General features: G+C 66.9%; 15 protein-coding genes. 4 read left to right on the plus strand and 11 right to left on the minus strand.

Annotation, left to right across the window (positions count from 1 at the left end; translation table 11 throughout):
* Nucleotides 1–179: 179 nt before the first annotated feature.
* Nucleotides 180–1331 (minus strand): porin, encoded by a 1152-nt coding sequence (locus tag H0X91_RS31970; protein WP_006491809.1) that lies wholly within the window; start codon nucleotides 1329–1331, stop codon nucleotides 180–182.
* Between the two features lie 593 nt (nucleotides 1332–1924).
* Between H0X91_RS31970 and H0X91_RS31975 the strand changes: the two genes are divergently transcribed.
* A complete protein-coding gene (locus tag H0X91_RS31975) occupies nucleotides 1925–2731 on the plus strand; it encodes a MetQ/NlpA family ABC transporter substrate-binding protein (protein WP_006489221.1) in 807 nt (268 codons plus the stop codon).
* A gap of 154 nt (nucleotides 2732–2885) precedes the next feature.
* Here the strand turns inward: H0X91_RS31975 and H0X91_RS31980 are convergent, their stop codons facing one another.
* The 4 genes from H0X91_RS31980 to H0X91_RS31995 all read right to left on the minus strand — a co-directional run bounded on the left by H0X91_RS31980 (nucleotide 2886) and on the right by H0X91_RS31995 (nucleotide 7171).
* On the minus strand, nucleotides 2886–4001 hold the full coding sequence (locus H0X91_RS31980) for a succinylglutamate desuccinylase/aspartoacylase family protein (RefSeq protein ID WP_058902388.1): 1116 nt from the start codon (nucleotides 3999–4001) through the stop codon (nucleotides 2886–2888).
* Between the two features lie 226 nt (nucleotides 4002–4227).
* Nucleotides 4228–5010: an ABC transporter substrate-binding protein gene (locus H0X91_RS31985; RefSeq protein ID WP_006489206.1), complete on the minus strand. Its 783-nt coding sequence runs from the start codon at nucleotides 5008–5010 to the stop codon at nucleotides 4228–4230.
* 226 nt (nucleotides 5011–5236) lie between these two features.
* Nucleotides 5237–6157 carry a LysR substrate-binding domain-containing protein gene (locus H0X91_RS31990; RefSeq protein WP_006489204.1) on the minus strand — a complete coding sequence of 307 codons (921 nt, stop codon included), beginning with the start codon at nucleotides 6155–6157 and terminating at the stop codon, nucleotides 5237–5239.
* A gap of 66 nt (nucleotides 6158–6223) precedes the next feature.
* Nucleotides 6224–7171 (minus strand): GlxA family transcriptional regulator, encoded by a 948-nt coding sequence (locus H0X91_RS31995; protein WP_006491810.1) that lies wholly within the window; start codon nucleotides 7169–7171, stop codon nucleotides 6224–6226.
* 106 nt (nucleotides 7172–7277) lie between these two features.
* Between H0X91_RS31995 and H0X91_RS32000 the strand changes: the two genes are divergently transcribed.
* Complete coding sequence (locus tag H0X91_RS32000) at nucleotides 7278–7586, plus strand: DUF3817 domain-containing protein (protein WP_058902387.1); 309 nt, start codon at nucleotides 7278–7280, stop codon at nucleotides 7584–7586.
* Entirely contained in the window at nucleotides 7583–7984 is a 402-nt protein-coding gene (locus H0X91_RS32005) for a CopD family protein (protein ID WP_058902386.1), read from the plus strand. Before H0X91_RS32000 ends, H0X91_RS32005 begins: the two co-directional genes overlap by 4 nt.
* A 9-nt stretch (nucleotides 7985–7993) precedes the next feature.
* Here H0X91_RS32005 and H0X91_RS32010 read toward each other — a convergent pair whose 3' ends face one another.
* The 3 genes from H0X91_RS32010 to H0X91_RS32020 form a co-directional block, all read right to left on the minus strand.
* Nucleotides 7994–8587, minus strand: coding sequence for a hypothetical protein (locus tag H0X91_RS32010; protein ID WP_058902385.1), 594 nt, complete (start codon nucleotides 8585–8587; stop codon nucleotides 7994–7996).
* 213 nt (nucleotides 8588–8800) lie between these two features.
* Nucleotides 8801–10189, minus strand: coding sequence for an NCS2 family permease (locus H0X91_RS32015; protein ID WP_006494183.1), 1389 nt, complete (start codon nucleotides 10187–10189; stop codon nucleotides 8801–8803).
* Nucleotides 10190–10719: 530 nt separating this feature from the next.
* Nucleotides 10720–11397: a TetR family transcriptional regulator gene (locus H0X91_RS32020; RefSeq protein ID WP_059722117.1), complete on the minus strand. Its 678-nt coding sequence runs from the start codon at nucleotides 11395–11397 to the stop codon at nucleotides 10720–10722.
* A 48-nt stretch (nucleotides 11398–11445) separates the two neighbouring features.
* Between H0X91_RS32020 and H0X91_RS32025 the strand changes: the two genes are divergently transcribed.
* A complete protein-coding gene (locus tag H0X91_RS32025) occupies nucleotides 11446–12111 on the plus strand; it encodes an O-methyltransferase (RefSeq protein WP_006494185.1) in 666 nt (221 codons plus the stop codon).
* Between the two features lie 122 nt (nucleotides 12112–12233).
* Here the strand turns inward: H0X91_RS32025 and H0X91_RS32030 are convergent, their stop codons facing one another.
* From H0X91_RS32030 to H0X91_RS32040, 3 genes are all read right to left on the minus strand, one after another.
* A complete protein-coding gene (locus H0X91_RS32030) occupies nucleotides 12234–12752 on the minus strand; it encodes a DUF3455 domain-containing protein (protein ID WP_012493588.1) in 519 nt (172 codons plus the stop codon).
* Nucleotides 12753–12888: 136 nt separating this feature from the next.
* Nucleotides 12889–13851 carry a cyclase family protein gene (locus tag H0X91_RS32035; RefSeq protein WP_006482595.1) on the minus strand — a complete coding sequence of 321 codons (963 nt, stop codon included), beginning with the start codon at nucleotides 13849–13851 and terminating at the stop codon, nucleotides 12889–12891.
* 19 nt (nucleotides 13852–13870) lie between these two features.
* Nucleotides 13871–14986, minus strand: coding sequence for an alkene reductase (locus tag H0X91_RS32040; RefSeq protein WP_062910206.1), 1116 nt, complete (start codon nucleotides 14984–14986; stop codon nucleotides 13871–13873).
* Nucleotides 14987–15267: the final 281 nt, after the last annotated feature.

Below are 15267 nucleotides of genomic sequence, written 5' to 3' on the forward strand. Positions count from 1 at the left end.
CGCCGTCGGCGTTTAAAAAAAAAGCCGCCGATGCTCAGGCGGCCAACAGGGGGGGTGAGAGCATCCTCTCAGCCCAGAATTAAGCGAAACTTAAAAGCCCATAAAAAAGCGCCCCGCGTGGAGCGGGGCGCTTCTTGCCGTCGTGATCCGCAGGTTGAGCGGACAGTTAAGCGGATGCTTTAGAACTTGTGACGGATACCGATACGTGCGGCGATCTGGTTCTTCGAACCCGTGCCCGACGTGTTGAAGTAGCTCGTGCTCGAACCGATCTGCGCTTGCACGCCGCGGCCCGAAGCCTGCTGGTACACGACCAGGCCGTACACGTCCGTACGCTTGCTGAGGGCGTAGTCGGCGATACCGTTGACCTGGTTCCAGTGCCACGAGTTGCCGTTTTGCGTCGCGTTCGTGTACGTGTAGCCGAGGCCGCCCGACAGTGCCGGCGTGAATGCGTACTTCGCGCCCGCTTCGTATGCGTTGTAGAACGTGCCGCCCGAGCCCGACACCGTCGAGAACTGCGTACGCGTCCACAGCAGCCATGCCGTTGCCGGGCCCCAGACGTAGCGGCCACCCACGCCGTACGTGCGCAGGTCGCGGACGTTGCCGGTGCTCAGGTTCGCGATCGACGTCGAGAAGGCCGGCGTCGACTGGCTCGGGAAACGGATGTCCGTGTACGCCGCGCCGACCGAGATCGGGCCGTTCGCGTAGTTCAGGCCGAAGCTGTATGCGCGCGACGAACCGCCGGTGTTGTTGGTGCCCGTGCCCTGTGCGCCTGCGAAGTCGGTCGAGTTCGAGAAGCCGTACAACGCGCCGAACGTGAAGCCCGAATAGTTCGCGCTCTGGAACTTCACGGCGTTGTTGATGCGGCTCGACGTGAGCTGGTCGATGTCGTTCACGTGGTACGCATAGTTACCCGCGACGGTGTTGCCGCCCGTCGAGTAGTTCGAACCGAGGATGTCGGTCGAGAACGAGTATTGGCGACCGAACGTGACCGTGCCGTATTGCGACTGGCTCAGGCCGACGTAAGCCTGGCGACCGAAGATCGCGCCGCCCTGGCCGATCGAGCCGTTGCCGCTGTTGAAGCCGTTTTCGAGCACGAAGATCGCCTTCAGGCCGCCACCGAGGTCTTCGGTGCCGCGCAGGCCCCAACGGCTGCCCTGGGCCACGCCGTCGTCGTACTTGAACAGCTTGCCCGTGCCGCCGTTGGCGGTCTTGCTGTGGTTCACGTAGCTGATACCGGCATCGATGACGCCGTACAGGGTCACGCTGCTTTGTGCGTGTGCCGTGCCGGCCGTTGCTGCCAGGGCGGCGATGGTCAACAGTTTCTTGTTCAAAGGATTCTCCGAGCGAATAAATGGCGTGTCCAGTTGCGGTTCCGGCGCTCTCTGCGGGCGCTTTCACGGACCGGCGCAACTTTATCGGCGGGCCACGTAATGAATATGACAGCGACTGTCATATGAAGAATGTGTGGTGCCGATGCGACATTAGGGCCTGCTTGCATAGGGAACGTGCATGCGTTGCCACGAGAACGGCCGCTCGCGAGGCGCGCGACGCCGCGAATACTCGCGTATTCGCAAGGAGCGCAACGCGGCGAGCGGCCGTTCTCGTGGCAACCCCAAACTAAAAATTCAATCCACGGGAATGCCTGGAATCGCCCGCATGGCGGCGTCGTTCGTCGCTTGTTTGGCGCGGCCAAACGGCGCTCCTCACTCCTGGCCCTGCGAGCGATTTCAGGCATTCGCATGCACGTTCCCTATGCAAGCAGGCCCTAAATTCTGCCCGGGATGTACATCCGGGGTTATACCGAATTTGTCTGTCGTTCGACCTCGATCAGGAATATGCACATGAAATAAGCTTGGTTGGTGGCGCTCGGGCCCCGTGCCACGATCCGTGCTCCAACAAACGACACGGGACAAGAGGACACCCCATGCGACATTCGATCCTGACCGGCCTCGGCGTACTCGCCGCCGCGCTGGCATTCGCCGCGCCCGCCGCGCACGCCGACCCGCAAACGCTGAAGATCGGCACGATGAGCGGCCCCGACGCGCAGATCTGGACCGAAGTGACGAAGGTCGCCGCGCGCGAAGGCCTCGCGATCAAGGTCATCGAATTCAACGACTACGTGCAGCCGAACGCGGCGCTCGATTCCGGCGATCTCGATGCGAACGGCTTCCAGCACCAGCCGTTCCTCGACAGCCAGATCAAGCAGCGCGGCTACAAGATCGTCAACGTCGGGCTCACCTATACCGCGCCGATGGGTTTCTATTCGAAGAAGCTCAAGTCGCTGAAGGATTTGCCGGTCGGCGCGAAGGTCGGGATCCAGAACGATCCGTCGAACGGCAACCGCGCGCTGCTGCTGCTGCAGAAATACGGGGTGATCAAGCTGAAGCCGGGCGTCGGCACGAATGGCGTGAACGCGACGCCGCTCGACGTCGCCGAGAACCCGAAGAAGATCAAGATCGTCGAACTCGACGCCGCGCAACTGCCGCGCGCGCTGCCCGACGTCGACGCCGCGTCGATCAACACCGACTACGCGGTCAAGGCCGGGCTCACGCCGGTGAAGGATGCGATCGCGATCGAGGATCTGCGCGGGCCGTACGCGAACCTGATCGCGGTGCGCGCGCAGGACAAGGACAAGCCGTGGGTGAAGAAGCTCGTCGCGGCCTATGAATCGGACGACGTGCGCAAGTTCATCGACCAGAAGTTCGGCGGCGCGATCGTGCCGGCGTTCTGAGCGGTCTTCGCGCGTAGCGGCCGGCGACACGGTATCGGCGGCGCGACGCGCGCTTCGGAAAGCAAATCGCCCGCGCAAGCGGGCGATTTCGTTTGACGCAGGCGAGGGCCGGCGAGGCGCGCCGCGGCCCGGCGCGCGGGCCGGGCGTCCAGGCTCAGGCCGACAGCAGCGAACCGGTGCGGATCGCGGTCGCGCCGGCGATGCGCGCGACTTCCATGCCGGCCGTCGCGAAACGGACGATCTGGCGCGCGTACAGCACGCCCGACACGCTGCTCTTCAGCGTGACGACGCGATCGGTCAGCGGATCGACGATGTCGGCCACGACCTGGCCGGCCTCGATCATCACGCCGACCGGCGTACGGAACACGATCACGCCCGACACGGGCGCGACGAGCGGATCGGTGCCCGCGAGCGGCGTGGCCGGATGCGCGAGCGGCGGCAGCGGCGCCGGCGTGCCTTCGACGACACCGCGCTCGGTCAGGTATTCGACGATCGCCTGGGCATCCTTTTCGGCGAACTCGTACGACACGTCGCGTTCGCTGCGCAGTTCCACCGTGACGGAAATCGCGCCGTTCGGGATCGGGAAGCGGTCGCCGAAGCGGCTGCGCAGATCCGACCAGCAGAAGCTGTGGATTTCGTCGAATGGATTGCCGACCGAATTCAGCGCGAGCAGCGACGCCTGCGCATCGAGGTAGCGCGCCAGCGGTTCGACGTCTTCCCAGAGGTCGGGGTTCGTGTAGAGGTGCATCACCGCATCGCTGTCGCAGTGCAGGTCGAGCACGATGTCGGCGTCGAACGACAGCTTCTGCAGCGCGAGGCGCTGCGAGTCGAGTTCGGTGCGCGGTTTCTGTTCGTCGAGCGCTTCGCGCATCGCGGTGCGTACGACCGCGAGATTGCGCTGCGCGTCGTTCGTGAGGCGGTCTTCGACGCGCGGCAGCACGAGCGCCGCGAGATCGTAGAAGTTACGGTTGAAGTTCTGCATCGAGCCGAGCTCGAAGCGGCCGAGATGATCGCCGAACACGTGTTGCGACAGGCCGATCGGGTTGGGCACGGGCACGATGACGACTTCGCCGCGCAGTTTGCCGGCCGTCTCGAGCGCGGCGATCTTGCGGCGCAGCAGCGTGGCGACCAGCATGCCGGGCAACTCGTCCGCGTGCAGCGACGACTGGATGTAGACCTTCTTGCCGCCGCGCGGGCCGTAGTGGAAGCTGGTGATCTGGCGTTCGGTGCCGACGGCGGGGGAAATCAGCGGATGGGTCTGCGTTTGCATGATGGGGGGAGTGCGGCGCAGCCGCGAATGATCCGTGTGCGTGGAAGAACGATTGTACGTTGCCTTCGTCGCCGCCATCAAACCGGCGCCAGAACAAGCGGTTTTCCGTTGAGAATCATCAGCTTGGCGCGGAAAAAATAACGGCGCCCGCGTCGTGCGCAAAAAAAAAACGGGCTCCGTGCGGAGCCCGTTCCCGTCGCGCCGAATCGCGCGTTCGTCGGCCGTATTACTTGCCGTAGACGTCGAAATCGAAGTACTTCTTCGCGATCTTGTCGTACGTGCCGTCCTTGCGCATCGCGGCGATCGCGCCGTCGATCTTCGCCTTCAGGTCGGTGTCTTCCTTGCGCAGGCCGATACCGGCGCCGTTGCCGAGCGTCTTCGGATCGTCGAGATCCTTGCCGGCGAAGTCGAAGTTCGCGCCGCGCGGGGTCTTCAGGAAGCCGATCTCGGCTTGCACCGCGTCCTGCAGCGCGCCGTCCAGACGGCCGGAGATCAGGTCGGCGTAGACCTGGTCCTGGTTCTGGTAAGGCACGACGTTCACGCCCTTCGAGGCCCAGTACGTCTTCGCGTAGGTTTCCTGGATCGTGCCCTGCTCGACGCCGACCGACTTGCCCTTCAGCGATTCGGCCGTCGGCATCAGGCCCGTGCCCTTCTTCGTGACGAGGCGCGTCGGCGTGTTGAACAGCTTCGCGGAGAACGCGATCTGTTCCTGACGCGCCGGCGTCATCGACATCGACGACAGCACGCCGTCGAACTTGCGGGCCTTCAGCGCCGGGATCATCCCGTCGAAGTCGTTTTCGATCCACACGCACTTCGCGTTCATGCGGCGGCAGATTTCATTGCCGAGATCGACGTCGAAGCCGACCACCTTGCCGTCGGCGCCTTTCGATTCGAAAGGCGGGTAGCTTGCGTCGACGCCGAACCGCACGGTCGACCAGTCCTTCGCGTACGCGCTGCCGGCCGATACGGCGAGCAGGGCGACGGTCACAGCCGCAAGAATCTTTTTCACTCGGTGACTCCTCGTTTTGTTCGATGGGTGCGCGGTTGTGCCGCGCCGTAAGCCTTCGGCCCGCCGCGGCTTCGCGTCGGACAGTCCGTTTCGCCCGCCCGATGGGGGCGCGCGACGTGCGCAAGATTATCAAGACAAAATACCGGCGGGGCGCCTAGGACAAGCCCCGATACCGGGCCCGGCGGCGGCGCGCCGGGTGCGCCGCCGTTTCATCCACAGGAACGATTCAGCCGAGCGTTTCGTTGACCGCGCGCTGCAGGCAGGTGACGAAGTGCGACACGGCGGGCGTGGGCAGCAGGTCGCGCCGCGCGATGATCGACAGGTCGAAGCGTGGCATGCTTTCGTCCAGTTCGGCCGTGCGGATGCCGAGCGGCGCGACCATCGCGGCGAGCGGGCGCGTGAAGCAGCCGATCACGTCCGAGCGCGCGACGAGCCCGAGCGTCACCGCGAACGACATCGGCGAGCGCAGCAGACGTTTCGGCAGCGGCAGCCCGTGCGCCTCGAACATCCCGACCATCACGCTGTGCGGAAACTGCTCGGCGCCGACGGTGACGATCCATTCGGCGTCGAGCAGTTCCTCTAACCGGCGCGCGTGCGCGAGCGGGTGGCCGTCGCGCATCACGATCGTGAATTCGGTCGACAGCAGCGGCAATTGCGTGAAATCGCGGTCGAGCGCGGGCACATGGTGCATTGCAGCGATGTCGAGCGTGCCGTTGCGCAACTGCGCGAGCGCGTCGGGCACCGTCACTTCCTCCAGATGCAGGCTGACGTTCGGCATCGACCGGCGGAATGCCGTCACCGCGTGCGGCAGCGCGGTCAGTGCGATCGACGGCATCGTGCCGACCGCGACGCGGCCCGACATCTCGCCTTTCACCTGCTCGACGGCCTCGACCGTGCGGCGGACGTCGCCCAGCAACTGCTCGGCGCGCGGCAGCAGCGCCTCGCCGCAGGCGGTCAGCTCGACGCCGCGCACGCTGCGCGCGAGCAGCTCCGCGTTGAGCGCCGTTTCGAGTTCGCGGATCGTATGCGTGATCGCCGGCTGCGTGACGCCGAGTTCGCGCGCGGCGGCGCGCAGGCTCTTCAGGTGCGCGGCGGAGACGAACGCCTGGAGCTGCGCGATGTTCAGGGGATTGCGGATGCGGGTCATCGGTCGGGTCCGGTTGGCGCGAAAGGGGGCGGCGGGTTCATGCTTCAGGCGGCGATCCGGACGACGTCACGCATCGGCGCGCGCGCGGAACGCCTGCCGATAGCGCTGTGGCGACGTGCCGACGATGCGCGCGAAGCGCTCGCGAAACGCGGTGACCGAACCGAACCCGGCTTCCGTCGCCACATGTTCGATCGACAGCTCGGTCACCTCCAGCAACTGCTGCGCATGCCGCACGCGCGCGGTCTGCAGCCATTGGCCGGGCGACGTGCCGGTCTGCTCCTGGAAGCGCCGCGTCAGCGTGCGCACGCTCGTCGACGCCTTGCGCGCGATCGCGTCGAGCGTCAGCGGCTGGCGCAGGTTCGCGTGCAGCCAGTCCAGCAGGTCGTGCAGCCCGTCGCCGCCGGCCGGCCATTCGGGCGCGATGAACTGCGCCTGCCCGCCTTCGCGCACGCGCGGCGCCACCGCGCTGCGGGCGGCATCGACGGCGACCGCCGCGCCATAGTCGGCCTGGATCATGTGCAGGCACAGATCGAGGCCGGCCGCCGCGCCGGCCGACGTCAGGATCCGCCCGTTGTCGACGAACAGCACGTTCGGATCGACGTCGACGTTCGGGTAGCGGCGCGCGAGTTCGGCGGCCGCGAGCCAGTGCGTCGTCGCGCGCAGGCCGTCGAGCAGCCCGGCTTCCGCGAGCACGAACGCGCCGCTGCAGATCGACGCGATCCGGCAGCCGCGCGCGGCCGCCGCGCGCAGCGCGTCGAGCACGCGGCGCGACGTCGGCGCGAGCGGCACGGAGGTGCCGGGAACCATGATCGTGTCGGCGTCGGCCAGCGCATCGAGGCGAAACGGCGGGCGCAGCTCGAACAGGTCGCCGCCGACGCGCGGCTGGTCGCTGCACACGCGGACACGGTACGCCTGCGCGACATTGGGCGCCCGCACGCGCGCGAACGTGTCGCACGCGACACCCAGATCGAACGGGACGACATCGGGCAAAGCAAGCACGGCGACCGTGTGCATGGCATTCGTGGCCGTGGCCAGAATCCGTTGAAAGATGTCATTCTAGCCAATGGCTCGAACCCGCACTACACGCGACAATCGCCGCGGACCACCTGGAGCCCTGCCGATGACACAAGACGATCGCAACGCGTTGCGGAACCTGCAATACCTGTCGCTGCTGGAGGCGACCACCCTCGTCGCGCTGGTGTGCGTGGCCGTGCCGCTCAAGCATCTGGCCGGTTATCCGGTCGCGGTATCGATCATGGGCCCGGTTCACGGCATCGCGTTCGCGGTGTACGTGTGGGCGGTGGTCGGCACCGCGTCGAGCGGGCTGTGGCGCAAGGGCGAGGTCGCGCGGCTCGTGCTGTCGGCCGTCGTGCCGTTTGCGGGGCTGGCGAGCGCCGGCTGGATCGCGCGCAGGCGGCACGCGCGATGATCTACCTGGTGCTGAAGGCCGTGCATCTGGCCGCCGTCGTCACGTTCGTCGGCGGGCTGCTGTTGTCGTCGGTCGCGGTCCGGATCGCGAACCTCGCCGTGCATCGCGCGGTGCGGCGCTGGGATCGCACGGTGACGGCGCCCGCGCTCGCGATCGTGTGGATCGCCGGCATCGCGCTCGCGCTGAGCGGTCACTGGTTCGGCACCGCATGGCTGTTGGTGAAGCTCGCGATCGTCGTCGCGCTGTCGGTGCTGCACGGAATCCTGGCCGGCACGCTGCGGCGCATGGCGCGCGACGATCTCGTCGTCGTGCCGGCGCCGTGGCTCGGGCAGACGGCGGGCGCGGTGCTCGTCGCGATGGCGCTCGTCGTCGGGCTGGCCGTGATCAAGCCGTTCTGACGCGGCGAATCAGGCCAGCGCGAGCTCGACCGCCGCCAGCGTACGACGCCGGATCCAGCCGCTTCCCAGCCGGATCGCGAGCCAGTACGGCGCGAACAGGCAGCGCGTGCGTGCGCTCGGGCAATGGACGAAGGTTTCGGTGCGCAGGATGTGCGCGCCCGAGGCGAGCCCGACCACCTCGAACCGGAGTACCAGCTTCGCGTCGCGCGGGTCGTCGTGCCGGATGAAGGCGTCGGCATCGGCGATGGTGCGCACGTCGGGCGCCGGGCGCCAGAAGCGCCCGATCAAGCCGAGCGACAGCGACGTGTCGTCGCGATGAAGCGGCGTGAAGGCGTCGAAGCCGAAGCGCGCGCGGCCGGGGCCGGCCGGTACGTTGCGCAGCGCGCCGGCGATGGCCGCCGGGAATTCGCGCACCGTCAGCAGCGTGTCGATGACGGGATCGGCGCGCATGTCGAGCGACGCGACGACGTCGATGATGCGCGCGGGCGGCGCGCCGATCGGCTGCGATTCGTGCACTTCGTGGAAGCCGAACGACGGAATGAACGGCGGCTTGCGCGCCGAGGCCCGGGTGCTCGATTCGGAGACGATGCCGAGGGTGTTCATCGCGACTCCTGAAGGCAAAACGCGATCGTAGCACCGGGCGCGAACGGGCGTCGCGCCGTTTTCACGGAGCGCGTCACGCTGCGCCGCACGGACAAAAAAAGCCTGGAAACTCGCGTTCCCAGGCCTGGAGACCATCAACGACGATGGTGGAGGAGACGATGTCGTCCCGATGCGCGCCGCCCTTCTGCAGGCGACGTCGCGCATGTCCCGGGCTCAGATGGCCCAGCCGCCGAGATAGAACGTGACGAGCACGGCCGCGATGAGCACGGTGCCGACGTTGAGCTTGCGGAATTCGCCGCTGGCGAGGCGGCCGATCACGAGCGTCGAGAAGCCGAGCATGATGCCCGTCACGATGTTCGCGGTCAGCACGATGAACACCGCGCACACGAGGCCCGACATCGCGTCGACCATGTCGTCCATGTGCAGCTTGCTCACGCTGCCGAGCATCAGCAGGCCGACGTACATCAGCGCCGGTGCGGTGGCGTACGACGGCACGAGGCCCGCGAGCGGCGAGAAGAACATCACGACGAGGAACAGCAGGCCGACCACGGCCGCCGCGAGGCCCGTCTTCGCGCCGGCGGCCACGCCGACGCTCGACTCGATGTAGGCCGCCGCCGGCGCGCCGCCGAGGAAACCGGAGAAGATCGAGCTGATCGAATCGGCGGTCAGCGCACGGCCGCCGTTGATGATGCGGCCGTTCTCGTCGAGCTGGCCGGCTTGGCCCGCGACCGCGCGGATCGTGCCGGTCGCGTCGAACACGGCGGTCATCACCAGCGCGAGCACGCTCGGCAGCACGGCCATCGACAGCGCGCCCTTGATGTCCATCGCGCCGATCAGCGATGCGTGGCCCGGCGCGCTCAGCGACGGCAGCGCGAAGATGCCGCGGTATTTCACGCCCGGATCGAAGATCAGGCCGAACACCGAGATCGCGATCACGACGAGCAGGATGCCGCCCGGCACGCGACGTTTTTCGAGGCCGAAGATCGCGGCGAGGCCGATGACCGACATGATGACCGGGAACGCGGTGATCTGGCCGAGCGAGACCGGCAGGCCGGCGCCCGGGTTCTTGATCACGAGGCCGACGTCGTTCGACGCGATCAGCAGCAGGAACAGGCCGATGCCGATCCCGGTGCCGTGCGCGACGCCCGCGGGCAGGTTGCGCAGGATCCACGAACGCACGCCGGTGATCGAGATGCCGGTGAACACGAGGCCCATCAGGAACACGGCGCCGAGCGCGACCGTCGGAGGCAGCCCTTTGCCGAGCACGAGGCCGAACGCGGTGAACGCGGTCAGCGAGATCGCGCAGCCGATCGCGATCGGCAGCTTCGCCCACAGACCCATCAGCAGCGAGCCGAACGCGGTGGTGAGACACACCGCGACGAACACGGCGCTCGTGTCGAAGCCGGCCTTGCCGAACATGCCGGGCACGACGAACACGGAATAGACCATCGCGAGGAAGGTGGTCACGCCGGCAATGATCTCGCGGCGCTGCGTGCTGCCGCGCGACGCAATGCCGAAGTAGCGGTCGATGACTCCCTTGGTGCCAAAGTCAGTTTCTTCCGCGCCGACGCCGACCGTCGGCTGCACCGGGGTATCACTCATGAGCTTGCTCCTTTATCAGCATGCTGAAACGGCCCGTAGCGAACCGTCGTCAGGGTGTCTCGTATCTAGTTGGGATTGTTCGGCAACGTCGTGGGGACGCATGACGCGTGATGCGTGTCGTTACGTGCGAATCGAGACGATCGCGAGGGTGTCGCGTCGGACGACGCGTGGTGTGGGCGACCCCGTCACGTGTGCTTTGCCGTAGCGAAGGTTAGGCGAGCCGCCCATCACGTCCCATCGGGCGAAGAGCATGCAGCGCATGTCGCAGCGCTTATATCGGCGTGCAACGGGGCTCCGTCGTGTCGACCCGCGTGTATACGCCTAGTTCGAATCCGTTAAGGCGACTATTTGAATGCAGGGTCGACGGGCGGGGCGCCAGCGGGCGAGGCATTGAATTTTACGAACTGCTTTCAGGATGAACCGGGAAGCCGGTGCGAACCGGGGCGGGTGACGGGGTTCATCGCCGTGCGCAACCTGCATCCGGACGATGCAGCCGGCGCGCGTGCGCGGTTTCCGTGTCGGCACGGGCCTCAAGCGTGCGCGAGATGCGCGAGATACGCACAGAACATGTCGGCCATCGCGGCCGAATAGGCATCGATTTCCGCCGGCGTGCGCGCCGTTTCGGAGAACGCCTTGCCGCCCGTGGTGAGCGTCGTCAGGATCAGCTCGCACGCGAGCGCATGCGTCGCGTCAGGCACGTCGGGCAGCGCTTCGCGCATGAACGCGCTGAATGCGCGGTTGCCCTCGACCTTCACTTCCCGCGCCTCGGGAGCGTCGCGATAGAGCGGGGCGGCATCGTCGAGGGCGATGCGCATCGGCGCCTCGTCGCATTCCGAACGGATGAACGCGTGGACGGCGGTGCGCAACCGCTCCGGGGGCGTCTTTCGCGTGTCTTGCAGTATCCCGCACAGCATGTCGTACGTCTGCCGCCACTCGTCGTGCTGGAGCCGGAACAGCACGGACGCCTTGTTCGGGAAGTACTGGTACAGCGAGCCGACGCTCACGCCGGCCCGCTCGGCCACGCGCGCCATCGTGAAGCGCTGCGCACCTTCACTCGCCAAAACCTGAATAGCCGCCTGCAGGACGTCCTCGACGAGACGGGTCGAGCGCGCCTGCCGAGGCTGCTTGCGCGTGGCGATCGGGGCGTTTCGGCGGGCGGTCATGAGCGGTTTGCCAATGCGAATAGTAAAACCTGAATAGTTCGTCATATTCTAGTCGGGTGCAACGACGCACTCAACCGCTACCGGAGATATCGCATGACCACTCTGATGCTCGACCCGCTGGCTTCGCTGCTGGCGCGCCTGTTCGACGAAGCCGACGCGTCGTCGCCCGCGACGAGCCCGGCCTTCGCCAACGTGTCGCGCGACGAGCAAGCGCGGCTGATGCGCAGCAAGACGGACTACGCCGATCTGTATGCGCGCCTGAAGGACTACCCGCTTCCCGTGTCACGCGAGACGGGCATGCTGCTGTACATGCTCGCGCGTAGCGGCGGCGCGACGGCAATCGTTGAATTCGGTACGTCGTTCGGCATTTCGACGCTGCATCTCGCGGCCGCGCTGCGCGACAACGGCGGCGGGCGGCTGATTACGAGCGAGTTTGAACCGTCGAAGGTCGTGCGCGCACAGGCGAACCTGACGGCGGCAGGATTGGCTGATCTCGTGGAGATTCGCGAAGGCGATGCGCTGCGTACGCTGGCTAACGATCTGCCGGATGCGGTCGATCTGCTGCTGCTCGACGGAGCGAAGGCGCTGTATCCGGAGATTCTCGCGCTGGTCGAGCCGCGGCTCAGGGCGGGAGCGTTCGTCGTGGCCGACAACGCGGAATACAGCCCCGACTACCTTGCTTACGTGCGCGCACCGGAAAACGGCTATCTGTCGGTGCCGTTCGGCGGCGACGTCGAATTGTCGATGCGGACACGCTGACCAGACGGAACGAGGGTGTCGGCGATTTCACGCTTCCCCGCATCGAATATAGGATCGCTGATTGAATTGGGACACGTCGAAAGGCGACGGGATGATGCCCGTCGCTTGCGACGCCGTGCGTGTCACTTCAGGAACACGTAGCGCGCGAAGTACGGGAAGCGGCCGACCGCATGCTCGGTCGTGCACGTCGCGGCCGGCGGCGTGCCGCCCGCCGTGTCGAGCCGCTGCACGAAGCGCACGCCGGCGAGCGTGCCGGTTGCGGCCGGCGCCGCCGCGAGCAGCAGCTGCGGAACGCTGGCCGCGCTTGCGCTCGGCATTTCCGCGAGCTTCTTGCCGGTAATGCGGCTGCCGTCGAGCGCTTCCCACGACGGCCCCGCGCCGTGCCGCACGACGAGCGTGCCGCTTTCATCGAACAGCATCGCCTCCGGGCGCTTGAAGGCCCACGCGAGCCGGTGGTCGGCATCGTATTCGCACGCATAGATCTGCACGCCGGTCGCGGTGGTCGTCAGCACCGGCGTGGCCGGTGCTGGCGGCGCGAGGCCGGCGGCCTCGTCGGCGTGTGCGGGCGCGGTGAAAGCCGACAGGGAAAGACTGGCCACAAGGGCCAGCAGCATGTCGCGTGTCAGGGAGCGGCTTGGCATGAGGGGGCGTCCTTTCAAGTCGGGTGACGGTCGTACGGCGTCGATCCCGTCAACGTTAGACGCCCATCGCACAGGCTGCAATACGGAAATGACAATCGCGGCGATAGTCGCCGCGATTGCCGCAGGGCGCACGCGATCAGCGGATCGCGACCGGATTGATGTTGACCTGCGTGGAGCCGACGTACAGCGGCTGGCCGAGCACGAACAGGAATTCCCACGCCTTGTCGCGCACCAGCGCGCGGCTGTCGATCAGTTCCAGGTTGTAGATGCCGCGCTTCGCGAGCATGTACTGGTTGATCGGGAATTCGTCCCGCGTGTGCGGATTCGGATAGACCTCCGACGCCCACGTGTCGCCGCCGAACGCGACGATCCCCTGGTCGGCCAGCCATTTCGCGGCTTCCATGCCGATGCCGGGCTCGACCTCGAGGAACTGCTTGTCGTCCTTGCCGACAAGCTCCAGCCAGCCGGTGTTGAACAGCACGACGTCGCCCTTGCGCAGCGTCAGCCCCTGCTTCTTCAGCACGGCCTGGATGTCGGCGACCGTGAACTCGGTGCCGCCCGGCACGATCGGCTTGCCGTAGTAGGCAGTCATGTCGAGCACGACGCCGCGCGTGACGATCGGCGGCACCTTCTCGACGCCGAGCTTCTTCACGCCGTCGACGGTCACGAAATCGGCCGCGCGGTTGCCGTTGTAGTACACGTTGTCGATGCCGATGTGGCCGATGCCGTTGAGCTGCGTGCCGACGCCGGTCCATGCGTTGACGAGTTCGTCGTTGAACGTGAACTTGTTCGGACCGAGGCTCTTGCCGGCCTGCTGGCCGACCTGCACGTTGTACAGCCGGAAGCTGCGGTGACGGAACGCCGGCAGGTTCTTGTCCACCGGCACGGCCAACGGATAGGCCTTGCCGACCTTCACGAGGCCGACCGCCTGCTTGACGACGTCGGGCGTCAGCAGGTTGGCCGCGCCGATTTCGTCGTTCGCGCCATAGACGGACGGATACCAGTCGGCCGCCGGAGCGGACGGGGCGGCGTGGGCCGCTTGCGCGGCCGCGAACGGCAGGATCGCGGCGAGCGCGAGCCGGGCGAGCGTTGTTTTCATTTCAGATTCCTGTAGCGTGTTACGCCGCGGCTTGCGCGAGCGTCGGATAGTCGGTCAGGCCTCGGGCGCCCCCGCCGAACAGCGTGTTGCGATCGTGCGGCGCGAGCGCGGCGCCGGTGCGCAGCCGCTCGGGCAGGTCGGGGTTCGCGACGAACGGGCGGCCGAAGGCGACGAGGTCGGCCCAGCCGGCGGCGATCGCTTCGCGGGCGCGCTCGGCGGTGTATGCGCCGGCATAGATCAGCACGCCCGGGTACGCGGCGCGCAGTTGCTGCTTGAAGGCGACCGGCATCAGCGGCGCGTCGTCCCAGTCGGCTTCCGCGATGTGCAGGTAGCCGACGCCGAGTTCGCCGAGCAGCTTCGCGGCGGCGAGATAGGTGGTTTCCGGATCGTCGTCGACGCAGCCGTTCAGCGTGGTCAGCGGCGCGAGGCGGATGCCGACGCGCGACGCGTCGCCGGTGCCGTCGATCAGCGCCTGCGTGACTTCGCGCAGGAACCGCAGCCGGTTTTCCAGCGAGCCGCCGTACGCATCGGTACGCGTGTTCGCGTTCGAGTCGATGAACTGGTTCACGAGGTAGCCGTTCGCGCCGTGCAGCTCGACGCCGTCGAAGCCCGCTTCGATCGCATGGCGGGCGGCGGCGCGGTACTGGCCGACGATCTCGCGGATCTCGTCGATCGACAGTGCGCGCGGCTCGGACGCCTGCACGAAGCCCGGCGTGCTGCCGTCTTCACCGGCGACGAACACGTTCACGCCCTTCGCCTGGAGCGACGACGACGATACCGGTTGCTGGCCGCCGAGCAGGCTCGTATGGCTCAGCCGGCCGACGTGCCACAGCTGCGCGAAGATGCGGCCGTGCGCGGCATGCACGGCGTCCGTCACCTTGCGCCAGCCGGCGACCTGCGACGGCGTGTGAATGCCGGGCGTCCACGCGTAGCCCTTGCCGAGCGGCGCGATGTAGGTGCCTTCGCTGACGATCAGGCCCGCACTCGCGCGCTGCGCGTAGTACGCGGCCATCAGTTCGTTGGCTTCGTCGCCGGGCTGGCTGGCGCGCGAGCGCGTCATCGGCGGCATCACGATGCGGTTCGGCAGCGTCAGCGCGCCGAATTGCAGCGGTTGGAACAGCGGGTCCTGGGTCATGATGGTGTCCTGTCGGTGCCGCGGCCGGCGGGCCGCGGACGGGTCATATCGGATGAAGGCGCGGCGCGCTTGTATGTTCAGTACTGACCAGTACGGTAAAGTCTGGTGGTAGCCAGACGAGACCGTGCAGTTTGCCCCGCGCTTGGGTGTTGGCGCCCGTGACTGAGTACAAAACGCACGGTTGCCGTGCTGGTCTTCCTGAAGCCCGAACGGTTACGCGCGCCATTTACATCGAGTGCGCATGTACAAGCATGGGATCCGAAGATCATGTCTGCTCCTTC

Origin of the sequence: Burkholderia sp. 9777_1386 (assembly GCF_015712265.1) — a bacterium.
GTDB lineage: Bacteria > Pseudomonadota > Gammaproteobacteria > Burkholderiales > Burkholderiaceae > Burkholderia > Burkholderia cenocepacia.

Coding starts and splice junctions, on each gene's coding strand:
- H0X91_RS32030 (WP_012493588.1), bottom strand. CDS start 12,752: ATGCCAAGCCGCTCCCTGACACGCGACATGCTGCTGGCCCTTGTGGCC.
- H0X91_RS31995 (WP_006491810.1), bottom strand. CDS start 7,171: ATGCACACGGTCGCCGTGCTTGCTTTGCCCGATGTCGTCCCGTTCGAT.
- H0X91_RS32020 (WP_059722117.1), bottom strand. CDS start 11,397: ATGACGAACTATTCAGGTTTTACTATTCGCATTGGCAAACCGCTCATG.
- H0X91_RS32000 (WP_058902387.1), top strand. CDS start 7,278: ATGACACAAGACGATCGCAACGCGTTGCGGAACCTGCAATACCTGTCG.
- H0X91_RS31990 (WP_006489204.1), bottom strand. CDS start 6,157: ATGACCCGCATCCGCAATCCCCTGAACATCGCGCAGCTCCAGGCGTTC.
- H0X91_RS32035 (WP_006482595.1), bottom strand. CDS start 13,851: ATGAAAACAACGCTCGCCCGGCTCGCGCTCGCCGCGATCCTGCCGTTC.
- H0X91_RS32025 (WP_006494185.1), top strand. CDS start 11,446: ATGACCACTCTGATGCTCGACCCGCTGGCTTCGCTGCTGGCGCGCCTG.
- H0X91_RS31980 (WP_058902388.1), bottom strand. CDS start 4,001: ATGCAAACGCAGACCCATCCGCTGATTTCCCCCGCCGTCGGCACCGAA.
- H0X91_RS32010 (WP_058902385.1), bottom strand. CDS start 8,587: ATGAACACCCTCGGCATCGTCTCCGAATCGAGCACCCGGGCCTCGGCG.
- H0X91_RS32040 (WP_062910206.1), bottom strand. CDS start 14,986: ATGACCCAGGACCCGCTGTTCCAACCGCTGCAATTCGGCGCGCTGACG.
- H0X91_RS31975 (WP_006489221.1), top strand. CDS start 1,925: ATGCGACATTCGATCCTGACCGGCCTCGGCGTACTCGCCGCCGCGCTG.
- H0X91_RS32005 (WP_058902386.1), top strand. CDS start 7,583: ATGATCTACCTGGTGCTGAAGGCCGTGCATCTGGCCGCCGTCGTCACG.
- H0X91_RS32015 (WP_006494183.1), bottom strand. CDS start 10,189: ATGAGTGATACCCCGGTGCAGCCGACGGTCGGCGTCGGCGCGGAAGAA.